At 58.1% G+C, this 24,309-nt stretch carries 17 protein-coding genes, 1 pseudogene and 1 riboswitch; of the genes and pseudogenes, 8 read left to right on the top strand and 10 right to left on the bottom strand.

The features are described 5' to 3' along the window. Positions 1 to 19 precede the first annotated feature (19 nt). On the bottom strand, positions 20 to 649 hold the full coding sequence (locus ACIOWE_RS26225; RefSeq protein ID WP_401397556.1) for an alpha/beta hydrolase: 630 nt from the start codon (positions 647 to 649) through the stop codon (positions 20 to 22). Positions 650 to 793: 144 nt separating this feature from the next. Here ACIOWE_RS26225 and ACIOWE_RS26220 point away from each other — a divergent pair, with 144 nt between their 5' ends. Next, a complete protein-coding gene (locus ACIOWE_RS26220; RefSeq protein ID WP_064392879.1) occupies positions 794 to 1,228 on the top strand; it encodes a YhcB family protein in 435 nt (144 codons plus the stop codon). A 254-nt stretch (positions 1,229 to 1,482) separates the two neighbouring features. On the opposite strand, the gene ACIOWE_RS26215 is transcribed toward ACIOWE_RS26220, so the two are convergent. Both ACIOWE_RS26215 and ACIOWE_RS26210 read right to left on the bottom strand, forming a co-directional pair. Continuing rightward, positions 1,483 to 2,217: an OmpA family protein gene (locus ACIOWE_RS26215; protein WP_064392880.1), complete on the bottom strand. Its 735-nt coding sequence runs from the start codon at positions 2,215 to 2,217 to the stop codon at positions 1,483 to 1,485. Between the two features lie 114 nt (positions 2,218 to 2,331). Continuing rightward, positions 2,332 to 2,973 carry an MBL fold metallo-hydrolase gene (locus ACIOWE_RS26210; protein WP_401397542.1) on the bottom strand — a complete coding sequence of 214 codons (642 nt, stop codon included), beginning with the start codon at positions 2,971 to 2,973 and terminating at the stop codon, positions 2,332 to 2,334. 212 nt (positions 2,974 to 3,185) lie between these two features. Between ACIOWE_RS26210 and ACIOWE_RS26205 the strand changes: the two genes are divergently transcribed. Then, positions 3,186 to 6,542, top strand: coding sequence for an SMEK domain-containing protein (locus tag ACIOWE_RS26205; RefSeq protein WP_401397539.1), 3,357 nt, complete (start codon positions 3,186 to 3,188; stop codon positions 6,540 to 6,542). A 2-nt stretch (positions 6,543 to 6,544) separates the two neighbouring features. Here the strand turns inward: ACIOWE_RS26205 and ACIOWE_RS26200 are convergent, their stop codons facing one another. The 5 genes from ACIOWE_RS26200 to ACIOWE_RS26180 form a co-directional block, all read right to left on the bottom strand. Next, positions 6,545 to 9,274 carry a LuxR C-terminal-related transcriptional regulator gene (locus tag ACIOWE_RS26200; protein WP_401397536.1) on the bottom strand — a complete coding sequence of 910 codons (2,730 nt, stop codon included), beginning with the start codon at positions 9,272 to 9,274 and terminating at the stop codon, positions 6,545 to 6,547. Positions 9,275 to 9,450: 176 nt separating this feature from the next. Continuing rightward, a complete protein-coding gene (locus ACIOWE_RS26195) occupies positions 9,451 to 10,815 on the bottom strand; it encodes a DUF1329 domain-containing protein (protein ID WP_201236855.1) in 1,365 nt (454 codons plus the stop codon). 27 nt (positions 10,816 to 10,842) lie between these two features. After that, positions 10,843 to 12,732 carry a DUF1302 domain-containing protein gene (locus tag ACIOWE_RS26190; protein WP_401397532.1) on the bottom strand — a complete coding sequence of 630 codons (1,890 nt, stop codon included), beginning with the start codon at positions 12,730 to 12,732 and terminating at the stop codon, positions 10,843 to 10,845. 338 nt (positions 12,733 to 13,070) lie between these two features. After that, positions 13,071 to 14,753: a fatty acid--CoA ligase gene (locus tag ACIOWE_RS26185; protein ID WP_401397529.1), complete on the bottom strand. Its 1,683-nt coding sequence runs from the start codon at positions 14,751 to 14,753 to the stop codon at positions 13,071 to 13,073. Positions 14,754 to 14,899: 146 nt separating this feature from the next. Further along, positions 14,900 to 16,084 carry an MFS transporter gene (locus ACIOWE_RS26180; RefSeq protein WP_401397526.1) on the bottom strand — a complete coding sequence of 395 codons (1,185 nt, stop codon included), beginning with the start codon at positions 16,082 to 16,084 and terminating at the stop codon, positions 14,900 to 14,902. Positions 16,085 to 16,169: 85 nt separating this feature from the next. Between ACIOWE_RS26180 and ACIOWE_RS26175 the strand changes: the two genes are divergently transcribed. After that, positions 16,170 to 16,934 carry an AraC family transcriptional regulator gene (locus tag ACIOWE_RS26175; protein ID WP_401397523.1) on the top strand — a complete coding sequence of 255 codons (765 nt, stop codon included), beginning with the start codon at positions 16,170 to 16,172 and terminating at the stop codon, positions 16,932 to 16,934. Between the two features lie 126 nt (positions 16,935 to 17,060). Here ACIOWE_RS26175 and ACIOWE_RS26170 read toward each other — a convergent pair whose 3' ends face one another. After that, entirely contained in the window at positions 17,061 to 17,690 is a 630-nt protein-coding gene (locus tag ACIOWE_RS26170) for a LysE family translocator (RefSeq protein ID WP_103306239.1), read from the bottom strand. A 300-nt stretch (positions 17,691 to 17,990) separates the two neighbouring features. On the opposite strand from ACIOWE_RS26170, the gene ACIOWE_RS26165 reads away from it, so the two are divergent. The 3 genes from ACIOWE_RS26165 to ACIOWE_RS26155 all read left to right on the top strand — a co-directional run bounded on the left by ACIOWE_RS26165 (position 17,991) and on the right by ACIOWE_RS26155 (position 20,835). Beyond that, complete coding sequence (locus ACIOWE_RS26165) at positions 17,991 to 18,956, top strand: 2-hydroxyacid dehydrogenase (protein ID WP_401397520.1); 966 nt, start codon at positions 17,991 to 17,993, stop codon at positions 18,954 to 18,956. A gap of 32 nt (positions 18,957 to 18,988) precedes the next feature. Continuing rightward, on the top strand, positions 18,989 to 19,987 hold the full coding sequence (locus tag ACIOWE_RS26160; RefSeq protein ID WP_401397517.1) for a methyltransferase: 999 nt from the start codon (positions 18,989 to 18,991) through the stop codon (positions 19,985 to 19,987). 51 nt (positions 19,988 to 20,038) lie between these two features. Then, positions 20,039 to 20,161, top strand: a riboswitch (yybP-ykoY riboswitch). 89 nt (positions 20,162 to 20,250) lie between these two features. Continuing rightward, the gene (locus ACIOWE_RS26155) at positions 20,251 to 20,835 is read left to right on the top strand and encodes a TMEM165/GDT1 family protein (protein WP_401397514.1); all 585 of its coding nucleotides are present in this window, start codon (positions 20,251 to 20,253) and stop codon (positions 20,833 to 20,835) included. Between the two features lie 122 nt (positions 20,836 to 20,957). On the opposite strand, the gene ACIOWE_RS26150 is transcribed toward ACIOWE_RS26155, so the two are convergent. Continuing rightward, positions 20,958 to 21,776, bottom strand: a complete 819-nt coding sequence (locus tag ACIOWE_RS26150; RefSeq protein WP_401397511.1) for a M48 family metallopeptidase — start codon at positions 21,774 to 21,776, stop codon at positions 20,958 to 20,960. A gap of 203 nt (positions 21,777 to 21,979) precedes the next feature. Between ACIOWE_RS26150 and ACIOWE_RS26145 the strand changes: the two are divergent. Together ACIOWE_RS26145 and ACIOWE_RS26140 are read left to right on the top strand one after the other, a co-directional pair. Next, positions 21,980 to 23,326 (top strand): annotated as a pseudogene (locus ACIOWE_RS26145) (HAMP domain-containing protein); the annotation flags it as partial. A 12-nt stretch (positions 23,327 to 23,338) separates the two neighbouring features. Further along, entirely contained in the window at positions 23,339 to 24,181 is an 843-nt protein-coding gene (locus ACIOWE_RS26140; RefSeq protein ID WP_401397554.1) for a methyl-accepting chemotaxis protein, read from the top strand. Positions 24,182 to 24,309 lie beyond the last annotated feature (128 nt).

Here is a 24,309-nt window from a genome sequence, read left to right as displayed (position 1 = left end):
ATCGCTTGTCAGACTGCAATCAATTCGAAAGACGCGGCAGGATCAGATCCTTGAGATCGGTCAACTTGCCATGAAAAAAGTGTCCGCATTCTGCCACTTTCAGCAGCTCATGGGGGCGCTGGAGTTTGTCAGACCAGTCGTAGACCAGTTGCGGATCGATGACTTCGTCGGTTTCTGGCTGGATCACCGTGAGTTCGCCGTGTTGCGGCAGTTGATCCTGCTCGCCAAGACGCATCACCGCCGGGGCGACCATGAACAGGTGCTTGAGCTGCACGCCTTGTGCTTCGAGACGGCCACCGAGACTTGCTGCAACAAATCCGCCGAAGGAAAAACCGAACAGCGTCAGCGGCAGATTCGGGTGCTTTTCCAGCAGCCATGCAGCGGCGGCTTGCGCGTCATCGACTTCACCGGTGCCCATGTCATGCGAACCTTCGCTGGCGCCGACGCCGCGATAGTTGAAGCGCAAAGTGATCAGGCCCGCGTCGCGCGCGGTGCGCTGCAAGGTCGAAACGACCTTGTTGAGCATGGTGCCGCCCTGCACCGGGTTCGGATGGCAGATCAGCGCGATGCCGCGTGGCTGCTCGTTGTCCAGGTACAGTGCTTCAATTTGGCCGACTGGGCCGGCAATCACTACAGGGGTTTCACGCATCAGCAAGGAAGGAACTCCGTGACCTCGAATCGGGTCGACTCGTCTAGCAAATTGTCTGTGCCAATCTATTGCGAGTGAATCGCGGTATACAGCGCAGGTTCGAGCCGTTAACGTAAAGCAAAGCCGTTTATAGAGGAAGGACTCGTGGAACACTCGCTCTTAGTTTGGTTGTTACCGACTCTTGCCCTGGTTGTGGGTGTCGCCATTGGATTCCTGATCGCGCGCGTTGCTCCAAACGCCGCGCCGAGCCGCACGCAGCGTCAACTGGATGATATCCAGGAGCGTTTCGACAGTTATCAAAACGAGGTGGTCACCCACTTCAACAGCACCGCGATGCTGGTCAAGAAGCTGACCCAGAGCTATCAGGAAGTGCAGGATCACCTCGCCGAGGGCGCCAATCGTCTGGCCCTGGACGAGCAAACCCGCCAGCGCTTGATCGCCGCCCTGCACGCCGACGCAGCGCAGGCACCGCGTGAACGCCTGACGCCACCGCGCGATCAGGAGCCTCCACGCGACTACGCACCGAAAACCCCGAACTCGCCGGGCATGCTCGATGAGCATTATGGTTTGAAGAAGTAATCAGGCTTCGCTGCAAACAAAAAGCCCCCGGACAATGTTGTTGTCCGGGGGCTTTTTTGTATCTGCCGATTTGTATCGCCAGTGATGGCCTCATCGCGGGCAAGCCCGCTCCCACAGGTATTGGTGGTGTACACAAAATCTGTGTTCCCCCCATCACCCTGTGGGAGCGGGCTTGCCCGCGATGAGGCCCTAACAGGCCACACAAAAAAAATGCCCGATCACAGGATCGGGCATTTCTTCATTCAGGCATTCAGTTACGGATATTGCTGAACCGTACCCGGCTGTTGCTGCTGACCACCATACTGCTGGCCTGGAATCGCCTTCAGATTGACCTCAACCCGACGGTTCTGCGCACGGCCATTGACGTCGCCGTTGCTGGCAATCGGATTGTCCGGGCCAGCGCCACGGGCCGTCAGGTTGGCACCGCTGACACCTTGCGAGGTCAGGTAAGTCGCCACGCTCTGTGCACGACGCTGGGACAGGTCCATGTTGTGCTGACGGCTGCCGGTGCTGTCGGTGTAACCGACGATTTCGATCTGGTTCTGGTTGAACTCTTTCAACGAGTTGGCCAGATTGTTCAGCGGCTGATAGAAGCTCGAAGCGATGTTCGCCGAATCGGTAGCGAACGTGATATTGCCCGGCATGATCAGCTTGATCTGATCGCCCTGACGCTGCACTTCAACCCCGGTGTTGGCCATGCTCGCACGCAGCTTGGCTTCCTGCTTGTCGGCGTAATAACCGTAACCGGCTGCCGAAGCACCCACCACAGCGGCACCGATCAAGGCACCCTTGCCGCGGTTGTTATGGTCAATGGCGGCACCCGCCAGTGCACCGGCCAGCGCACCCAGGCCACCGTACTTGGCGGTTTTGCTCATGCCCTGGGAGCCACCGTCGGCCTGGCCCTGATTGTCATAAGGGTTGGGCGAGGCGCAGCCGGACAGCAAGGCCACGGCAGTAGCGACAATAATCAAACGACGCTTGGTGAACATTGAGAGCTCCTACTTTTGCATTCTGTGATGCAGCGGCCGTTTGGCAATGGACCTCTGCGGGCGTTGGATCATGACAATGCACAAAAATTCCGCCGCATACTCGTGACAAAATATTTAGGCCCGCACAAACGGGTTTTCGCGCATCTCATCGCCCAGACGCGTGTCCGGACCATGCCCGGCAACAACAATTGCGTCTTCGTCCAGGGTGTACAACCGCTGCTTGATCGAACGCACGATGGTCGCCTGATCGCCGCCCCACAAATCCGTGCGCCCTACGCCGCGACGAAACAGCGTGTCGCCGGCAATCAACAGCTTAGCCTCGGAAAACCAAAAGCTCATGGAACCTGGCGTATGACCCGGCGTATGCAGCGCCACGCCGCAACCGCAGGCCAGTTCTTCGTCATCGCTGAGCCAGCGATCCGGTGATGGCACCGGGGTGTATGGCACGCCGAACATCTGGCACTGCATCTCAAGGTTGTCCCACAAAAACTGGTCATCCTTGTGCAAATGCAGGGTCGCGCCGGTTTTCTCTTTCATCTGGCCGGAGGCAAGGAAATGATCAAGATGCGCGTGGGTGTGGATGATGCTGACGACTTTCAGGCCATGCGCTTCGAGACGCGCCATGATCAGGTCAGGGTTGCCACCCGGGTCGACGACGATGGCTTTTTTGGTGATCGGATCGCCGATGATGGTGCAGTTGCACTGGAGCGGGCCGACGGGGAAGGTTTCGCGGATGAGCGCTGACTGGCTATTCATTTATAGCTACCTAAACAAGCAAACACGATCGGTTCGGGAAACTGAATTCGACCGCGGGAGATTATTTTCAATGAGCGGATGAGGCAACTCTGAAGCGTAACGTTGCCGAGAACACAGAATCTTCCAATAATGCTGGCATTTTGCAATTCAATTCAAAATCTCATCTTCGTTGATGCCCATTCCAGACTCACTGGCTTAAAGGATTTGTCGCCATGCATCTTCAAACACTCGAGCAGTTACGTACAGAGTTCACCTATCTGAGTATGGCGATCTCCTCATCGACCGCAATGGGGCAGTACGACATCAATCGCGTAGCTGAAAAGGTGCTTGTGGAACTGTTCCAAGTGATCATGGACTGGCCTCATTTACGAAATCTCAACGTACATGAAAAGGAAAACTTCCCCGCCATTGACTTGGCCGACGACGTCAATCGCATCGCTATTCAGATCTCCTCAACGTCGAGTCTCACGAAAGTCAATAAAACCCTAACCACATTTTTCCAGCACAAGCTTGAAACGCAATACGACCGCCTGATCGTCTACATTTTGACCGACCGCCAGAAAAGCTACTCGCAAACATCCGTCGATAAAGTGATCGACGGACGCCTTGTATTCTGCGTCAAGAACGATATTCAAGACTTCAAAAGCTTGCTGAAAGTTGCCGCTACGCTTGCCCCTGAAAGGCTTGAAAAGGCGGTCAAAATCCTTCGCGACTATCGGCTGGGATGTGAACAGGCTAATCGTCCCTCCTGGCTGATGATTCTCGAGTCTTCAGATAATCCGGTTGAGCCTTTCACTCCTGATTGGTTCATGTTCACGGAGCGCAAAATCCGTCTTACCGGGCGGGCTAAGGAGATGACTGAACTGACCCAGTTTCTGGAATCTCAGCGACTATTCCTCTGGTGGACGATTTGTGGTTCAGCAGGCATGGGCAAAAGCCGGCTTGCTCACGAACTGGCGCTCGCGCAATCCGAGGACTGGTACTGCGGTTTTTTCAGCGTGAATGACCTGAAAAGCCTCGATGAAGTTTTCGACCTGAAACGTTCCGCGCTGTTGATTGTCGACTACGCGGCGCGCGATGCCCAAGCGCTCAACTCTCTTTTGAAACAGTGCTGTGCCAGAAAGAGTGCGCTTAAGTTCAAACTTAGAATCCTGCTATTAGAGCGAGAATCAGGAGCTACCGAAGAATGGTGGAATATATTGATTGGGGCGAACTCGCCTGCAAACGCCATGATCATGAACAACCAATTCAAGGCCTCCTTACAATTAAAGAGCCTGGCAAACTTCATTCCCGAGCTGACAGCTGAATGGCTAAAAACCGGAGGACCGCAAGCGTTACCGTTCTTGCCCTCCGCTGAATCAGAATTCTGGAAACAGGTCGCTACGATCACTGAAGGGCGCCCCCTGCTAATAGGGCTAGTAGCCGCGGCTTTCTCGCGGCAACCGAAAATTCTGGAGGTACCACCTTTACATAAATTGCTGCAACCAGTTCTGCAACGCGAAATACGTCGCTGGAAAGAACTGTGCAGTGATGATTCAGAGTTCGACTCTGTTAAAAAAATTATTGCATTGAATACTCTATTGAGAGGCAATCCATTGCCGCAGGGAAATCATCGGATCATCGTTTCTAATTGTTCCGGCGAAACCCCTAAACTGCTTTTGATCGAAGACAAAGACACGGGAAAACTCAAAATTCCGTCTATTGAAGAAGTAAGCGATGATGAGCAGGTGATGGCGATAGTGCGTGAGCGCTATTCGCAAGTAGCTTTAGAGCTTAAACAACTAGTAGCAGAAACCACATTTCAAGTATGCATGAAGCGTGTCGTGGGGCTCTGCGCCGTGAATGGCGCATTGCAACCAGACTTGATCGGAGAGTTTTATCTGGATGAATTGTGGCGACCTCGCGTGTTTTTCGAGCCAGATGCTGCCCTGCAAGAGTTAGAAGATTCATCATTAAAAAAGCTATTAACTACCGCCTGGAATATTTCCGCTGCCCGCCTTATTGGCACTCTGGAAGAACTGAAAAACACCACGACTTCACCAGATGGATATGTCCGGGCTTTGACAACAGTCACTTCGATAGCCCATTCGCAGCAACCTGGAACGTCGAAAATTCTTACGGAATTGGCCAGACTTCTCCTCAACTCTCAAATCCGTATTGCCAAAGCAAAACCCAGCGCCACGCAATTTAAACTATTGTTCAACACTCTTCGCAACCTCAAAGAGCATTTCGCTTCTAATCGAGAAATTGCGTTTCGCCACCTGAAAAGCTTGCTTGTGTTTGCACGGCAAAACCCTGGCACTCGTGAAGCCCTTGAGGCGTACGAAAAAATTGTTCGCGAAGCGCCTGGTTATCTTCAGGAAATAAAAAGTATCACCGTCGATCGATTTGAACTTTCCTGGGCAGACGCGTTGCTTGAGTCGGCATCGGATGCATTGAAGAGACGAGACACAGATTTGCTTCAAGAGGTTTTCGACTCCTCTCAAGTGCTATATGAACATTTTGGCGCGTCAGCAGAAGTCACATCCATGGGGATAAAACTAATCCACGACGTTGCCGAATTAATATCGGAGCCAAGCCTCAGCGAAGAAAAGTTCATCGATAAAACCTTTGAACTGCTTGCCGACAAGTTCGCCAATCAAATGGCGAACGCAGCCATCAAATTTTCCACTGCAAAAAACCTCGATCAGAGGGCAAAAAATCTGTTGGCATGGACATTTCTCAACACGTGCCTATGCTACATAAAGCTCGAACAATGTGACTTATTGTTGTCACTTGAGAAAGAAGCCCGTCGCGCTCGCTTACGCATGGAAAGTCCGATACACGCAGCTGAAGCACAAGTCAAACTGAAACTTATGATCCAGAAGGCCTATTTGATAAAAGGAGAGACAGAGCGCGCTTATGAGTGTCAGAAAGAGGTAGGCGGGTTAGTGATGAATGATTGCCCGGACAAAATCAGCCTTGCTTGCTTGTTAATGATTGATCGTCTTGTCGAAGTAGCAATTGTGGCTAATGATCAGAAAAGTCTACTGAGGCTCGCTCAAACTTTAATCGAATATGCACCAAAACTCTCAGAATCACCGTCTGCCGTACATATCTTTTCTATTCCCTTTACAAAATTCACCAACCACCTGTTTCCCATATCCATTGCAACTCCACTGCATGAGCTTCTACAAACTCATCATCAGACTCTTACAAGTGACGGCAGGGCTTGCAGCCAGCTATGCATTGCCACAAAATTTTATATAAACATGTGGATGTGTAGTGATCGAGATCAAAAACTACAAAACCTGACAGCGCTATACGAAGTAGCTCAGAACAAACCCGATTTCCGCAGTCTGGCAGACATTGCAATCCTGGCTTCGGTTATATACTGGAAAGTGCTTGGGCAACCTACAAACGTTAGAATTACCACTTACTGCGAAATAGCCTTCGACCCCGTCAGTGCTACTGTGGACGTAACACTTTTACAGAAAGAGGGACAGATATTGGCGCAGGATACACTTTCAATCCTCGGAGAATATGCAATACCAAGCACATTTAAAGACGATATATCCTTCAAAGAGTGATACTACAACACACCAATTTCTTTCGCCCGAGCGACGGCCTGCGTCCGCCGCTCAACCCCCAACTTGCTGTTGATATGGCTGGCGTGGGTTTTCACCGTATGCAACGAAATGAACAACTGCTCGCTGATCTCCTGATTCGAGCAGCCTTGGGCGATCAGGCGTAACACCGCCATTTCCCGGCTGCTGAGTTGTTCGGTGGTCGCGAACTCGGCGGCTGGACGGGTTGTGGCAGATGGGCAGTGTTCCAGTAACTGTTGGCCCGCCAACGCTGGTGAAGCCTGTAGCTGCCCGCGTAACCAGTCTGCATGTCCTTTCATCAACGCATCGAACGGTTGCAGCACGCCCCCGGCCGCAGCTTCCAGTGCCTGGCTCAACGCCTTGCGCGCTTCCGGCTCGCGTCCAGCCGCCAGCAGCAACGCGACCTTCTGCGTCAATGCCATCACACTCAGCAACTGGCGCCCGGTTTGCTGGCCGTTTTCATGCAGCACGTTCAGCCGCCCTTCGGCGAGCATCGGTTGCCCCTGGATCATATCGAGCAGTGCCTGTTGCAGTTCAACGTGCAATGGCAGCTGTGGATGAAATTCCGGTGGTGCGGCGGCGCGTTCGCCAGTGTAGGTCTGGCCCAGTCGCGCCAGCCAGGCTTCGGCCAGATCGGTGCGGCCCTGCGCCAGCCACAGCTCGCATTTGACCAGGGTGATCATCGCCAGATAGTAAATGGGCGGTACGTCCCAGATGTGCATCAACCGTTCGGCTTCCGCCAGTTCGGCGAAAGCCTTGGCGAACTCGCCGCTTGCGCCATCCAGGCGGGCGATCACGCAGTGACCGATCAATACGCTGATATCGCGACAGGCCCGCGCCTCGCCGATACCGGCCAGCAGACGCACGCGTGCAGCTTGCGACTGCAAGCGCATCGCCAGCAAAAAACCTTCGTACAAGGTCAGCCGTGCCCGCACCGCGTACAGGCGTTGCGGCGACAAGCCGCGCAGGCGTTCCAGCCCTTGATGCACTTCATCCAGCGCGCGGAGGATTTCGCCGCGTGCCTGCAACACGCGGGCACGGTCGTAATGTGCCAACGCTTCGAACAACGGGTTGCCGACGCGTTGCGCCAGTTCAAGGGATTCGCGGTTCAGGCCGCGAGCGCGCCACAGATCACCGTCGGCAATCGCCAGATTGGACAGTGTCGATAAACACATCAGCCGTTGACCGTAGCGTTTGGCGGGCAGGCTCTCCAGTGCTTCAGTGCAATACCTGAGGGTCAACTCACGGTGGCCGCGACCGCGGGCGATGATCCCGCTCAGCGCCAGCCATTGCGCCAGCATCGATTTTTGCGCCGTGGCGGACGGCGCTGGCAGGAAACGGCTCAAGTGGCTTGAGAGTTCTTCGGCCGCATCGAGCTGACAGGCCAACCCCAGCGCCCAGCTGTAGAGGACGATCAGGCGCGGCGTACTGATCAGCAGGCTGTCGGGCAAGTCCATCTTCCAGCGCAGCAACATGCCGACATTTTGCTCGGCGAGCAGTTGCTCTTCGGAGAGGTTTTGCACCAGATTCGCCGCGACGTCGAGGTGGCCGGCACGCAAGGCCTGCTCCACTGCTTCGTCGAGCAAGCCTTGAGCATTGAACCAGCGGCAGGCACGCAGATGCAGTGTTGCGGTGGGCACCATGGCTTGAGCAATCGGCCGACTGCGCAACAAATCCGAAAACAGATGGTGATAGCGATACCAGTGCCCATGTTCATCTAGCGGCACCAGAAATACCTGATGCGCGAGCAGGAAACGCAGAATCTCGGCACTGTCATGGGCTTCACGAACGGCATCGCACAACTCGCTGCAGAAGCGTTCCTGCGGGGCGGTATCGTAGAGAAACGCCTGGACTTCGGCGGGCAGGCAATCAATGACTTCTTCAAGGAGATAGTCGCGGATCAGCCCTTCCCCGCCATTAAGTGCTTGCGGCAATGCCGCGTCGCTGCCGGCCTCGGAAACCGCCAGCAGCCAGAAACGCAGCCCGGCGACCCAGCCTTCGCTGCGCTGGATCAGGTTTTCCAGAGCCTCGCCGCGCAGTGATGTGCTGTGGCGATCGAGCAGGGTCAAGGCTTCGTCATGGGTCAGGCGCAGGTCCTGTTCATGCAGCTCCAGCAGTTGCCGCGACAGGCGCAGGCGCGCCAGATGCCAGTCCGGACGCTGCCGACTGGTGACCATGACCAGCAAGCCATCGGGCAAATGATTGAGGAAAAATTGCAGGCAACGGTCGAGCACCGGCCCTTGGGCGAGATGGTAATCGTCGAGAACCAGCAATAGCGGCGTTGCCGGATCGAGGTGCAGCGCCAGCTCATCGAGCAAGCCGTCGAGCCATTCTTCGAAAGCAAACGGCTGATGGCGCTGACGCATCTTCAGCAGGCCCAGTGCGCGGCTGCCCAGTTGCGGAAAGTAATCCTGCAAGCCTTCGAGCAAGCGCTCGAGAAACCGCCCGGGGTCGCTGTCACGCGGGCTCAAACCCAGCCAAAGGCTCTGCCAGTGCGCCGGCAGACTTTGGCAGAATTCCACCGCCAGCGAACTCTTGCCAAACCCGGCAGGCGCGCTGACCAGCAACAGCCGCCCGCCGAGCCCGGCCTGCAGACGCTCGCAAAGGCGTGGTCGCAAGACGTATCCGTCAGGCAGCGGCGGGCGAAAAAAACGCCCGTCCAGTGCCGCGACGGCAACGCTTGCGGGACCCGGAAGTGGGGACAGATCAGTCATGGCCGGCTCTTGTTCGAATTGCTGTTGGCGGCGTTGCAGATGTCCGCAGACTAGCCTTAAACGAACCGGTTATGAAGGTTGCTGCTACAAATGGCTACAAAAAGACTACAGGCAAAAAAACGCCCCGAACCAGTCGGGGCGTTTTCACGAGGATGCGGCCTCGCGTTTACAGCGGTTTAGCGAACACCGTCCTGACGCAGAGCGGCCGGGGTGAAATCGCTGGTGGTCGCAGTGAAGCCGAAGTCATACGCCTGTTTCTCTTCGTTCTTCATGCCCAGTGCCAGGTAGCGGCCGGACTGCAGGTCGTAGAGGGTTTCCAGGGCGTACCACGGCACTTGCTTGTCGTAGTAGTCCTCGGCATGCGCCTCGGCTACACGCCACAGCTGACCACGACCGTCGTAGTGATCGATCACGGCAGCTTGCCAGGTGTCTTCGTCGATGTAGAAGTCACGCTTGGCGTAGATGTGGCGCTGACCTTCCTTCAGGGTTGCAACCACGTGCCAGACGCGGCGCAACTCGTAACGGGCAAGGTCCTGATTGATATGGCCAGCCTTGATGATGTCGGTGTATTTGAGTTTCGGATCGTCGAGCTTGTAGCTGTCGGAAGCGATGTACATCTCTTTCTTGCCTTCGAGCTTCCAGTCGTAGCGATCCGGAGCACCGTTGAACATGTCGAGGTTGTCGGAGGTACGCAGGCCGTCCGCCGCAGTACCTGGGCCGTCATAGGACACTTGTGGCGCACGGCGCACGCGACGCTGACCGGCGTTGTAGACCCACGCCGAACGTGGCTCCTTCACCTGGTCGAGGGTCTCGTGCACCAGCAGCACACCACCGGCCAGACGTGCCGGCGCGGTCACTTTCTGCTTGAAGTAGAACAGGATGTTGCCCGGGTTTTTCGGGTCGTAGTCCTTCATCTTGTCGCGGAACACGAACTGGTCCTGGAAGTACACCAGGCTGAACGAGCCGTTCGGTTGTGGCGTCGCCTGGGTCACCAGACGAGTCACGCTGCCACCGCGATAGCGGGTGATGTGGTTCCAGATGACTTCCACGCCGCTTTTCGGAATCGGGAACGGCACCGCCGTGTCGAAGTTTTCCAGACCGTTGCCGCCGGAGACCAGGTTGGTGGTGGTGGCGTTCTTCTTGATGGCGGCAAACACGTCATCCGGCACGGTCGCGCCGCGATGGGATGGGTAGACCGGCATCTTGAAGGTGTCCGGGTAGCGCTTGAACATCGCGTACTGGCCCGGCGCGAGCTTGTCCTTGTACTTGTCGACATCCTTCGCTGTGATGGTGAACAGCGGTTGCTCACTGGCGTAAGGGTTGGACAGGAAACCCTTGCTGTCGACGCTGCCGGCATTCTTCGGCAGCGGCTTCCAGGCCGGGATCGAACCATCGGCATTGCCGGCCATTTCGGCGCCCATCGGGGTCAGGCTCTTGCCCAGCTTGTCGGCTTCGGCAGCAGGCACTGCGGCCATGACACCGGTCGCCAGCAGCGACAGGCCCAGAACACCGGCGTGGAACAGACTCTTTGTTATTTTCATAAATTCGTTCGTCCTGAAATGCAGTGCTTAGAAGTTCACGCCGAAGCTGAGCGCAACGAAGTCGCGATCATCCACAGTGGTGTACTTGCCGTCGAAGAAGTTGGTGTAAGCCAGGCTCGCGGTGTAGGTGTTCTGGTACTCGGCATCGACACCGAGGCTGACGGCCTTGCGACCTTCCTCGAAGTTGCCGCCAGGGCCTGGCGAGTAACCGCTGACGTCGTGGGACCAGGCCACGTTCGGCTTGAGGTTCACACCGGCAAAGACGTCGTTGTATTCCCAGATCGCCCGACCGCGATAGCCCCAGGACATCGACGTGGTGAAACCATCGTTGTCGCAATTGCGGCTGCGGTTGTTCTGCGGCGAACCCGGCCCGGCGCCATTGATGGTGCTGGCGTTGAGAATGTTGGCGCAGGTATTGACGCCGCCAGTGGCCGGCAACTCACCCGGGCCATACACCGGATCGCGGCCGTAACGCTTGTCGGAACGGCTTTCCAGGCCGCCGACGTAGGTCGCGCCGACTTCACCTACGAGGGTCAGACGGCTGGCGCCCATGACCTGATCGAAGAAGTGCGTGAACGTTGTCTGAATCTGGGTGATCTCCTTGCGCTCGTAACCGTGCAGATCCTGACCCGGCACGCCATTGAGTATCGAAGCGTTGGTCAGTGCGCCGCCGATCGGACGCACACCGGCGAACAGAATGTCGGTGGAGTTCAGTTGTACCGGCGCGTTCGGACGGTAGCTGATCTCACCGCTCCACGCCGTACCGGTAGGCAGGGTGGTGGAGAAGCTCAGACCGTAGAGACGAATGTCCTCAGGGTATTCAATGAAGTAGTTCGAGTTACCCGCCACCAGCAGTGGTGCGAGTGCGGCAAACGGCCCCGGCAGCGCGCGCGCCGTGTTGTAGACCGATTGAGGCGCACCGGTGGCGCTGAAGATCGGCGCACGGCTGTGGTAGTTCATGAAGTAGGCGCCGAACTCGGTGTCGAGCGGTTCGTACATGTACTTGAACGATGCGCCCCATTGACCGCTGTCACGGGCATCGCGATCCGGACCACGGCGAACCAGAACACCTTCTTCGTTGACGTTGACACCGTTGGCGGCCAACGGCCCCAAAGCGATGGCCGGGATTTGTGAACGCTTGTTCAGCACGCGCAGGTTGTCGTTGCAACCGTCGGCCACGATGTCCGGTTGCGAGAAGAACGTGCCGCAGTTGTCGACGACAGTCTGGTCCCATTCCAGTTGATAGAACGCCTCGGCCGAAAGGTTTTCGGTCAGGCTCTGGGACACATAGAACATGTTGACCGGAATCAGGCCTTCCTTGATCTCGGCACCCGGACGACGGAACGCAGACACGTCGATCGGGTTGATCGAGTTGATGCCGCCACCGATGAAGGTACTTTCACCCCAGCTCACCACCTGCTTGCCCAGACGCACGGAACCCGGCTCATCGGCAATCGAGTAGTTGTGGTAGACGAAGGCGTCGAGGATCTGCCCGCCGGACGACTTGGCGCCCTCTTTGCGGCCCGAATCGCTGATGTCCTTGAACTGGCGGCTTTCGTCCTTGAGTTCGAAGTCGTACCAGTATTTGCCACGGACGAACACGCCGGTGTCGCCATATTTCAATTCAAGGTCATGGATGCCCTTGAAGATCTTCGAAAAGGTCTCGCCGCTCTTGAAGTTGGCGTGACCGTCGTCGGAGGTCTGCGACAGGCCGTGGCCGCCGTTGTTGACGCCGATGAGGTTCTTGTTCGGTTGCTGGGTAGACCAACTGGCGCCGATCGACAGGGATGAATCGAACTGGCCTTCGATTTCACCGACGTTGAAATTGACGCCGAATGCGGGCCCGGCGAGCGAAGAAGCAAGACTGACCGCCAGAGGCAGTTTCGCCCGGCGCCAGAACTGGTTTACTGAGGTCATCGACGCTACTCCATGTGCATTATTGTTATGGCAGTGAGTACTTTTAAAAACGTTGTGGGTGACCGGGTGCCAGCGGCGGCCCGAAATCACTCCAAAGATGCATCGCCCCGTTTTGTGCGTGTGCCCCGTTCTTAAAAATCCTTGAGCGGACTATAGCCAGCAGGTGGTACTGCTTGATCCCTCTAAAGTGTGATTTGCAGCTGCCAACCACTCTGGAACAGTCCTTTCGCCAGTCCGACACATGTCGGCACGGCAAGGATGGCTGAATTTTTCGATTTCACAAGCCAAGCGCTTGCTTGGTGGGTCTGGCGCGCCGCTTTCGGCGCGCCAGCAGACACTCAAAGTGTCGAGAGGAAGGTGCTGTTGTTGGCCTGCCATTCCGTGATGTCGAGACGGATGCGCTTCTTGTCGAGCTTGCCGACGCTGGTCTTGGGAATTTCGGTAACAAGGGCGATCTGACTCGGAATCGCCCACTTGCTCAGGTGCCCCAGTTCGACGAACGGCTTGAGATGTTCCTTGAGCTCGCGCGCGCCGATTTCATGACCTTCACGGATCACCAGCAGGGCAAACGGGCGCTCGCCCCACTGTGGATCGGCGATGCCCACCACTGCTACTTCGCGTACCGCGACGTGGCGACTGATCAGGTCTTCGAGGTCCAGCGAAGAGATCCACTCGCCGCCGGTCTTGATGACGTCCTTGATGCGGTCACGGATGTCGATCACGCCCATGCTGTCGAGCGTCGCCACGTCACCGGTATGCAGCCAGCCACCGGCCCAGAGCTCGGCACCCTTCTGCGGTTCGTTGAAATAACCTTCGGTCAGCCATGGTGCGCGCAGCACCAGCTCACCCTGGGTCTCACCGTCGGCCGGGAGGAAGTTGCCCTCAGCGTCGACGATGGCGGCCTCCACCAACGGCCCCGGCACACCGGCCTTGATCCGATAAGTGGTGCGCTCGTCTTCAGTGCCGGCCATCAGCTCATCATTGAGATGCGCGCAGGAAACCAGCGGCCCGGTCTCGGACATGCCATACGCGGCGGTGAGCTGAATACCGCGGGCCTTGGCCGTTTCGTACAGCGTGCGATTGAGTGCGCTGCCGCCAATGACGATTTTCCAGCCGCCGAAATCGGTGCCCTGCGCACCTTTGGCGTTGAGCAGCATTTGCAGGATGGTCGGCACGCAGTGGGAGAACGTGACCTTCTCCTTGCGCCATAGCTCGACCAGAAACTCCGGATCGTAACGCCCCGGATAAACCTGTTTGAGCCCAAGCATGGTCGCCACGTAAGGCAGACCCCAGGCGTGCACATGGAACATCGGGGTGATCGGCATGTACACGTCGTTGGTGCCGAGCAGGCGCACGCTGTCGATGGCGCCCATGATCGTCGACACGCCCATGGTGTGCAGCACCAGTTGCCGATGGGTGAAATACACGCCTTTCGGGTTGCCGGTAGTACCTGTGGTGTAGAACGTGGTGGCGACCGAATTTTCGTCGAAATCCTGGAAGTCATACTGCGGACTGGCGGCTGCCAGGAGTTGCTCGTACTCGCCGACCAGATTCGGCAGCTCGGCGGTTTTCTCCGGCAGATCGGTCAGCAGCAGGGTTTTCTCGACCGTGGTCAGGTGCGGCGCGATGGCCTGGTACAGCCCGACGAACTCGCTGTTGACCAGCACAAAGCGGTCCTCGGCGTGGTTCATGGTGTAGAGGATCTGCTCCGGCGACAGGCGCACGTTGATGGTGTGGATCACCGCACCGATCATCGGGATGGCAAACATGCATTCCAGATAACGGTGACTGTCCCAGTCCATCACCGCCACGGTGTCACCGGCCTTCACACCGGCCGCCGTCAACACATTGGCCAGCCTGGCGACACGCTCGATCAGGGTCGGATAGCTGTAGCGCAATTGGTCACGGTAGACAATCTCGCGGGTTTTCTCGTAGCGGGCGCCGGACATCAGCAGCCGTTTAATCAGCAATGGATACTGGTAGGCCCCATCGGCCGGGGGAATGACGCGAGTCTGCAACATAAGAATCCCTTTTCTGACTGCACGGTGTTGGCGTAGAGATTTGTACTCTAGAACCCTTATACGCCAGCCAAATCAGCCGAAGGAATGATTTGCACAGCCGTACAAATGCTAGCTTTGCGCCAGCATTTGTCGGTTTTCGTCATCAATCAGGCGGTTTGTCCTACCGCCTCTTCGGAAGGTGTGCGTGGGAAAACCACTGCCGCCAGAAAGGTCAAAGCACCGAACCCAGCCAGAATCAAATAAAGCCCTACAAAACCCTGGCGCGGTTCGATATAGGAAATCAGCGGAATCGCTGTCGCACTGGCACCGAACGATAAACAGTAACGCAGGGCAAAGACCCGGGATTGCCACTGCGGTGCGACGAAGTTGGCGACCATGGCATCGTTCACTGTTACCTGACCGAACACCACAAACATGAACGCTGCACCGAGGGCGATCACTACCCAGCCGTCGGCATAGGCCAGCGCGAACAGCAGGGGTGCCTGGCACATCGTCAACACAATGAACGGCCATTTCAGGCTGACGCGGTGCAACACCCGACCAATGCTCAATTGCGCGACCGCACCAAAGGCGTAGGCCAGACTGACCACCACGCCAAGGGTTTGCGGCGAGGCGAACAGTTCATGCAAGCGTTCCTGAAACAGTTTCGGATAGGTCATGGTGGTGGCGTTGAACACCACACCGCCGGTAGCGGTGGCCAGTGCCAGCACGCTGAACACCATGACCATCGAAATGCGTTGGCCGCCAGCGCCTTTGAGCGCCGTGTGCGGGCGTTGCGGAATCGGCTCTTCGCGCACCTGCAAGGCGAAACCGACGCCCAGAACGATCGCTACCACACCCGGTAACAGAAACGCCGAGCGCCAGCCGAATTGCGCCACCAGCAAACCGGTGACCAGCGCCGAAAACGCCACGCCGAGGTTGCCCCACATACCGTTGATACCGATTTCCCGGCCACGGTTTTGCGCGTACGCCACCAACATCGCCGTGCCCACTGGGTGGTAAATCGCGGCAAAAATGCCGATCAGGGTCAGGCCGATCACCAGCATGGTCGGGCTGTTACTCAGGCCGGTAAAGATCGCCGAAGCGCCGATGCCGAAGAAGAACACCAGCATCATCTGCCGCCGGCTCCAGTGATCGCCCAGCCAACCGGCGGGTAGCGAACACGCTCCGAAAGCGATAAAGCCGCCGAGCGACAGGCCAATCAGCTCGGCGTAGTCGAGGCCAAAGGCCTGGGTCATGCCAAGCACGGCGGCAGGAAATATCAGCATGAACATGTGATCGATCACATGGGCTGCGTTGATGTAGCGGATGACTTGGCTGGATTGATTCATTGCGGCACGCTTTTCGTTGTTGTGATGCGCCTATGCTAATTTGGCGAAAAAGCGCATTTCTGCCATAGAAGTCATCAAATCCGCCATGTTGATCAGCCACTTTGAACACGGCCCGGTGAGTGCCTATCCCCGGGATTATCTGGACGGCGCGCACCAGCCGTTGCACCTGCATCGCGAGGCACAACTGCTGTATGCCGTCAGCGGAGTCATGCGCGTGGTCACGGCATCGGGCGCGTGGGTGATTCCGCCCAGTCGCGCGGTATGGATTCCGCCGGAAGTGGCGCACGAGATTTTCATGTCCGGCGATGTGCAGATGCGTTCGCTGTTCATCGCCCCCGAGCTGTCGCCGGCCAGTCTGCATCAGTGCTGCGTATTGGCGGTCACGCCGTTGTTGCGCGAGCTGATCCTGCGTGCCGTGCAAGGCCCGCCGCATGCCGACAACCCGCTGATCCAGCAACTGATGCTGGAAGAACTCGCCAGCCTGGAAAACCTGCCGCTGCATATTCCAATGCCCACCGACCGACGCCTGCAAAACATTTGTCTGGCGCTGCTGCAAACCCCGGATCACCCCAACACGCTGGAAGACTGGGCGCAGCAGGTCGGCGCCAGCTCACGCACGCTGGCGCGGCTGTTTCAGCAACAACTGCAGATGAATTTCAATGCCTGGCGCCAGCAACTGCGCCTGATGGAAGCGCTACCGCGCCTGCTCGCCGGGGACAGCGTGCAAAGCGTGGCGCGGGACTTGGGTTACGGCAGTGCGCGGGCGTTCAGCGCAATGTTTCGCCGCTTGCTGGGGGAGAATCCCCGCGAGTATCTCAATACCCTCAGCAAGCTCAGCGAACTCCTTTAGGAATCACCCCAATACCTTGTGGGAGCGAGCCTGCTCGCGAAGGCGGTAATTCAGCCGCTAACGATATCGACTGACACGACGCCTTCGCGAGCAGGCTCGCTCCCACAGGTTGTTCGCGGTGTTTTCTCAATGCATCTCGGTGAACGCTATTTTCACGCCGAGAGCGATCAGCACCGCGCCCATGGTGCGGTCGAACCAGTGACCCATGCGGGCAAAACCGGCGCGTACGCGTTGCTGGCTGAACAGCATCGCCACCAGGCAGAACCAGAATGCGGTGGCGACCGCCAGATAAACCCCGTAACCCGCCTGAATCGCCAGTGGCGTATGCGGGTTGATCACCACGGTGAACAGTGACAGGAAGAACAGCGTGGCTTTCGGGTTCAGACCGTTGGTGACGAAACCCGAAGTGAAGGCGCCGCGCGCAGTGCGCACACCCGCTTCCTTGTGCAGGTCATCGGTGACGGTTTTTGCCGGTTGCGCGCGCAGCGCCTTGAAGCCGATGTACAGCAAGTAAGCCGCAGCCGCCCATTTCAAGGCGTTGAACAGCACGATCGACTGCGACACGATCAGGCCGATGCCCAGCAGCGAATAACCCACATGCAGGAAAATCGCCGTGCCGACACCCAGCGCCGTCCAGGTGCCGGCGCGGCGACCGTGGGTCACGCTTTCGCGTACCACCACGGCAAAGTCCGGGCCGGGGCTGGCGACGGCCAGCAGGTGGATCAGTGCAACGGTCAAGAACTCGGTCCAGTACATGGGGGCTCCTACAATTTCGGGATAAACATTGAATCTGCGGCCACCACCCATTTGTGGCGAGGGAGCTTGCTCCCGCTCGGCTGCGCAGCAGTCGTAAAACCGGATGTCGCAGTACTTCTGAAAAAACTCGAGCGTCCTGATTGGGACGGCTTCGCCCTCCAGCGGGAGCAAGCTCCCTCGCCACAGAGTCTGCACTCACCTGCAACATATCGGTGGAGTTCGACCAGCACGTAACGTTTTGTTTCATCTGGTAGGCTCGGCAGATTACGCCTTCCGTTCAAAGCACAAAAGGTACAGTTGATGACGAACCCGCGCCGCGCCGTATTCCTCGATCACCCTTCGCTGGATCTTGGCGATCTTGACCTCAGCCCGTTGCGCGCCTGCTTCAGCGACCTGCAACTGTTCGCCCAGACCTTGCCAGAACAAGTCACCGAACGCCTGCACGGCGCAACCGTTGCGATCTCCAACAAGATCCTGATCGACGCCGCTGCGATGGCTGCCAACCCGGACTTGAAGCTGATCCTGATCACCGCCACCGGCACCAACAACGTCGACCTCGCGGCCGCCCGCGCCCACGGCATCACGGTGTGCAACTGCCAGGGTTACGGCACGCCATCGGTGGCGCAACACACGATCATGCTGCTGCTCAACCTCGCAACCCGCTTGGCCGACTACCAGAAAGCCGTCGGCGAAGGTCGCTGGCAGCAGGCGAAACAGTTCTGCCTGCTCGATTACCCGATTGTCGAACTCGAAGGCAAAACCCTCGGTCTGCTCGGTCATGGCGAGCTCGGCGGCGCCGTCGCACGCTTGGCTGAAGCGTTCGGCATGCGCGTATTACTCGGCCAGATTCCGGGGCGTCCGGCCCGAGCGGATCGTCTGCCGCTGGATCAACTGCTGCCGCAGATCGATGCCCTGACTCTGCACTGCCCGCTCAACGAACACACCCGTCACTTCATCGGCGCCCGCGAACTGGCCTCGATGAAACCCGGAGCGTTCGTGGTCAACACTGCCCGGGGCGGATTGATCGACGAACAGGCGCTGGCCGATGCCCTGCGCGGCGGCCATCTCGGCGGCGCCGCCACCGATGTGCTCAGCGTCGAGCCACCCACCCAGGGCAATCCGCTGCTGGCCGCCGACATCCCGCGCCTCATTGTCACCCCGCACAACGCTTGGGGCAGTGTTGAAGCGCGGCAACGTATCGTCGGTCAATTGACCGAAAACGCCCAGGCGTTCTTCAGCGGTAAGGCGCTGCGGGTCGTCAGTTGATAAACTGCGGCACTTTTTTTTGAGGAGCAGTTATGGATCCGCGCAGTGAAGTACTGCTTCGTCAGGCCGAGTTATTCCAGGGTTCGTTGTTGCTGGCCGGTTTGCCCGCCGATGATTTGCTCGGGCGCCTGCCCAACGCCTTCGGTTGGTGCTGGCACGCAGGCGATCAAGTCGCCCTCGATGCGCGTTTCGAAGGTCGCAGCCATTTTGGCGTGAACATTCCAGAGCGCGAGTTCGACAGCGCCGTGGTGTTTTTGCCCAAATCCAAGGACCTGACCGATTACATCCTCAACGCGGTGGCTGCGCGTCTGGCCGGACGCGAAGTGTTTCTGGTCGGAGAAAAACGCAGCGGCATCGAAGGCGCATCCAAGCAGCTCAACCCGTTCGGCAAGCCACGCAAGCTCGACAGCGCACGCCACTGCCAACTGTGGCAAGTCACAGTAGCCAATGCGCCTGAAGCGAAATCGCTGGACAGTCTGGCGCAGACTTATGAGCTGCCACTGGCTGAAGGTGCGCTGAAAGTCATCAGCCTGCCGGGGGTGTTCAGCCACGGCCGACTGGATCGCGGCAGTGCGCTGCTGCTGGAGCATCTGGACAAACTGCCGAGCGGTCATCTGCTCGACTTCGGCTGTGGCGCCGGGGTGTTGGGCGCGGCGGTCAAACGTCGCTACCCGCACAATCAAGTCACGTTGCTCGATGTCGACGCATTCGCCGCCGCCAGCAGCCGTCTGACATTGGCTGCCAACGGTCTGGAAGCCGACGTACTGACCGGTGACGGAATCGATGCGGCGCCGATGGGCTTGAGCGCCATTCTGAGCAACCCGCCATTCCATGTCGGCGTGCACACCGATTATTTCGCAACCGAGAACTTGCTGCGAAAAGCGGCTAAACATCTGAAAAACGGTGGCGAACTACGCTTGGTGGCGAACAGTTTCCTGAAGTATCAACCGCTGATCGAAGAGCATCTCGGGGTCTGTGCGATCAAGGCTGAAGGCAACGGTTTCCGGATTTACCGGGCCAAGCGTGGCTGAGGTTTGTTTTCAAAAAGAGGCTTGCTCTATCGGATTTGCCTAGGCAGAATCCGCTCCGTCCTAGGGGAGTAGTCTCCCACGAGCGCTATGCTCGTCCGGCATACGTCAACATACTTGATCCTCAGATCATGGCGTATGCGACCCAAGCGTCCGCACCAGACGGATCGCTGGGTTTGACAAGACCTATGACACGCACACCTTACCCGGGGCGGGAAGGCTGTACGTGTCATAGCCGTGTCGACCCGCCCCTTAGGAAAATCCTGATGCTGGACTCGTTACTCGTTCCCACCGCAATCGTTGCCTTGGCCGAAATCGGCGACAAGACGCAACTGCTCGCGCTGATTCTCGCCGCTCGCTTCCGCAAACCCTGGCCGATCATTGCCGGTATTGTCGCCGCGACCCTGGCCAACCACGCAGCAGCCGGTGCGGTCGGCGCCTGGTTCGGCAGCTTCTTCTCAGACTCCGTTCTGCACTGGATTCTCGCCGCGAGCTTCACGGCCACGGCGTTGTGGACGCTGGTGCCAGACAAGATGGACGACGATGAAACCAGCACCGCACGCAAATTCGGGCCGTTCCTGACCACGCTGATTGCGTTCTTCCTGGCTGAAATGGGTGACAAGACACAGGTCGCGACAGTGATGCTCGCCGCGCAATACCCGGAACTCTGGCTGGTGATTATCGGTACGACGGCGGGCATGTTGATTGCCAACGTGCCGGTGGTGTTAGCGGGTAACTTTGCCGCGGACAAATTGCCGCTGACCTTGATCCGTCGCCTGGCGGCTTCGGCATTCCTGATTCTGGCGATCGCTGCGGTGTACAAGGCGATGCAGAGCAGTGGCTGGGTTTAACGGCGTAAGTCGGTAGACCGAGTTATCGTTCTTCGCGAGCAGGCTCGCTCCCACAGTGGAATGCATTCCAAAGGTGGGAGCGAGCCTGCTCGCGAAGGGGCCATCAGCAGCTCTGAAACCCATCAGGACTTCGGAGCTTTTTCGTACAGCGGCATGACCTTCGGAATCGCTGCCTGCAATGAGGCGATCCGGCTGGTCGATGCCGGGTGAGTGCTCATGAACTCAGGCGGCGAACCTTCCGAAGCCTTGCTCATCTTGTTCCACAGCGTGATCGCCGCGTTCGGGTTGTACCCGGCGCGAGCAGCCAGTTCCAGACCGATCAGGTCAGCTTCGTTTTCATTGGCACGGCTGTTCGGCAGTGTCATGCCGTAGTTGGCCACGGTGTCGGCCAGCGCCAGACTGTCCTGCCCCAGACCGAGCAACGCACCCGCGCCCTGCTTGGCCATCTCGATACCGTAAGCCTTGGACATCGCTTCACGACCGTGCTCGCGCAAGGCGTGGGCGATTTCATGGCCCATCACCGCGGCGATTTCATCGTCGGTGAGTTTCAGGCTGTCGATCAGCCCGGTGTAGAAAATGATCTTGCCGCCAGGACCGCAGTTGGCGTTGAGTTCGTCGCTCTTGATCAGATTGACTTCCCACTTCCACTGCGCCGCATCCGGGCGGAAATTCGGCGCTTGGGCGATCAACCGGTCGGCAATTGCCTGAACCCGTTTGGCATCGCTGCTGGTCTTGTCCAGCACGCCCTTGCCGGACGCCTCGCCAACGGTCTTCTGATACGACTGGGCATACATCTGGTCGACCTCTTGCGAGGACAGCATGCTGAACATGTACTGCTTGCGCTCGACACCGACGGCGCCGCCGCTGGTGGTGTTGACCGACTGACAACCGGCCAGCAACAGCGCTGCGCTCAGTGCACTTACAACCAATGTCTTGTTCATTCAAAAGCTCCCTGAAAACCTGCCGCGTATCCTAGGCGGGTAATTGTATCGGCGCCAGATACAACGGACGTATTGCAGCGACTTTCAGACGCTTCCCACCGCTGCTGTCGTAAAAGATTCATACCGAGCGCCAGGCCCTCTGCCACTGCGTCGCACACTGATCCATTTGCGACATTGGCGTTCAATGGCAACTGTTCGCACTCATGGCCCAATGCCTGCTGCCGATACAACAGCGCAGACGTCCTCTTGCGTGCGGAGCTCCCATGAAGTTCAAGTCGATTCAGTTTTCCGTCGCCGCCCTGGCTGGCGCCATCGTTCTCAGCGTGGTCGCCGCGCTGGTGCTGTATGCGCTGTTTTCCGGCGCCCGCACTCAGGAGATGGTGCAGCAGCGCACCCAGGCCCAGTTCGAACAAGTCATCGAGCAGCGCCTGACATCGCTGGCACAAACCCAGGTCAGCCAGATCCAGCGCGAACTGGAAGCGCCGCTATTGATTGCCGGCGGTCTGGTGCGGGTCAACGCCCTGCTCGGCACGCCGGGCGCCGATGGCCAGCCGCGCCTGAACGTCAGCCGTGAACAACTGATCAGCCTGATCAAAGAAAACGTCGAGAAGAACCCGAAGATTCTCGGCACTTACATCGGCTGGGAAAAAAACGCTCTGGATCACAACGACGCTGCCTACATCGGCACCAGTGTGGTGGGTATCGACGCGGCCAACGGGCGTTTCCTGCCGTGGTGGTTCCGCAATGACGACGGCACGCTCGGCCTCGATAAACTGGTGGACGTCGACGATCAGAAAGTCCTCTCCACCGGCGTGCGCGCCAGCGAGTACTACCTGTGCTCGAAAGAGAGCAAGAAATCCTGCGTGATCGATCCGGCGCCTTATAAAGTCGGCGACAAGATCGTCATGCTCGCCTCATTTATCGAACCGATCATGCTCAACGGTGCCTTCCAGGGCATCGTCGGCGCCGACCTGTCGGTGAACTTCATCCAGGAAATGCTCCTCGCTGCCAACCAGAAACTCTACAGCGGCGCCGGCGAGATGGCGCTGGTTGGCGGCAATGGGCGGATCGTTGCCTACACCAAGGACCCGAGCAAATTCGGCGAGAAAGTCAGCGACATCCTCGACGCGCAACAGATTGCCAACATGGCCAATCTCAAACGCGGCGAAGTGACCTACTCTGTCGACAAGGACAAGGGCCGCATCGAGTTGTACCTGCCGTTCGGCATCGGCCAGACCGACGCTCGCTGGACGCTGATGCTGCATTTGCCGTTGAACGCGGTGATGGCTGACCTGCAAAAACTCCAAGCCGACCTCGACGCTCAGCGCAAATCCGACACCTTCGGCATGGCCATGGTCGGTTTGATCATCGCCGGCATCGGCCTGCTGGTGATCTGGCTGGTCGGCCACGGTATCGCCCGACCACTGAAGCAAATGGTCGCCATGCTCGATGACATCGCTCAGGGCGAAGGTGATCTGACTCGGCGCTTGAGCAGTGATCGCAGCGATGAACTGGGCTCGATCGCCAAGGGCTTCAACACCTTCCTGAGCAAATTACAGGCGATGATCACCCAAGTGGTGACGTCGGTGCAGAGCGTCAGCGATTCGTCGGAACACACCGCCGACATTGCGATTCGCACCAACATCGGCATCCAGAAGCAAATGGCCGAGATCGATCAGGTTGCCACCGCGGTGCAGGAAATGACCGCCACCGCGCAAGACGTGGCGCGCAACGCCACCCAGGCTGCGCAAGCCGCCAGCCACGCGGATCAGGCTGCCGGTCAAGGCATGCAGATTGTGCGCGACACGTCGAATTCGATTGGCGTGCTCGCAGTGGAAATCGGCAAGGCGGTGGAAGTGGTACAGACGCTGGCCAAGGACAGCGAGAACATCAATGCGATTCTGACCGCGATTCGCGGGATCGCCGAGCAGACCAATCTGTTGGCACTGAACGCGGCGATTGAAGCCGCGCGAGCCGGTGAACAGGGCCGTGGTTTTGCCGTGGTGGCGGATGAAGTGCGCAATCTGGCGCAGAAAACCCAGAAAGCCACCGAAGAAATCCAGTCGATGATCCAGCAACTGCAACAGGGCACCCGCGACGTGGTGCGGGTCATGGAAGACAGCCAGAACCGCACCGACGAAAGCGTGCAGCACGCGGCGAAAGCGGCTGAGGCGCTGGAGACGATTACCCAGGCGGTGTCGGTGATCAACGACATGAACACGCAGATTGCCAGCGCGGCGGAAGAACAGAGCGCGGTGGCCGATGACATCAATCGCAATGTGATCAATATCGGGCAAGTGGCGAATGAAGTGGCGGGCGGTGCGGATGAGTCGAGTTCGGCGAGTGCCGATCTGACCAAACTGGCGGAGCAGCAGCGGCGGTTGATCAATCAGTTCAAGGTGTGAAAAGCGAAGAGCCCCTCACCCTAGCCCTCTCCCTGTATGTACCGGAGACATGGTGGACACATGTTCGGAGACATGGTGGACGGTTTTAGATCTTCTTACCTGCCGTCACGATCTGCAAGTTCAAGTCG

Origin of the sequence: Pseudomonas sp. NPDC087598, assembly GCF_044743525.1 — a bacterium.
Taxonomy (GTDB): Bacteria; Pseudomonadota; Gammaproteobacteria; order Pseudomonadales; family Pseudomonadaceae; genus Aquipseudomonas.
Note: the sequence above shows the minus strand (reverse complement) of the source record. Positions and strands in the feature narration are given on the sequence as shown.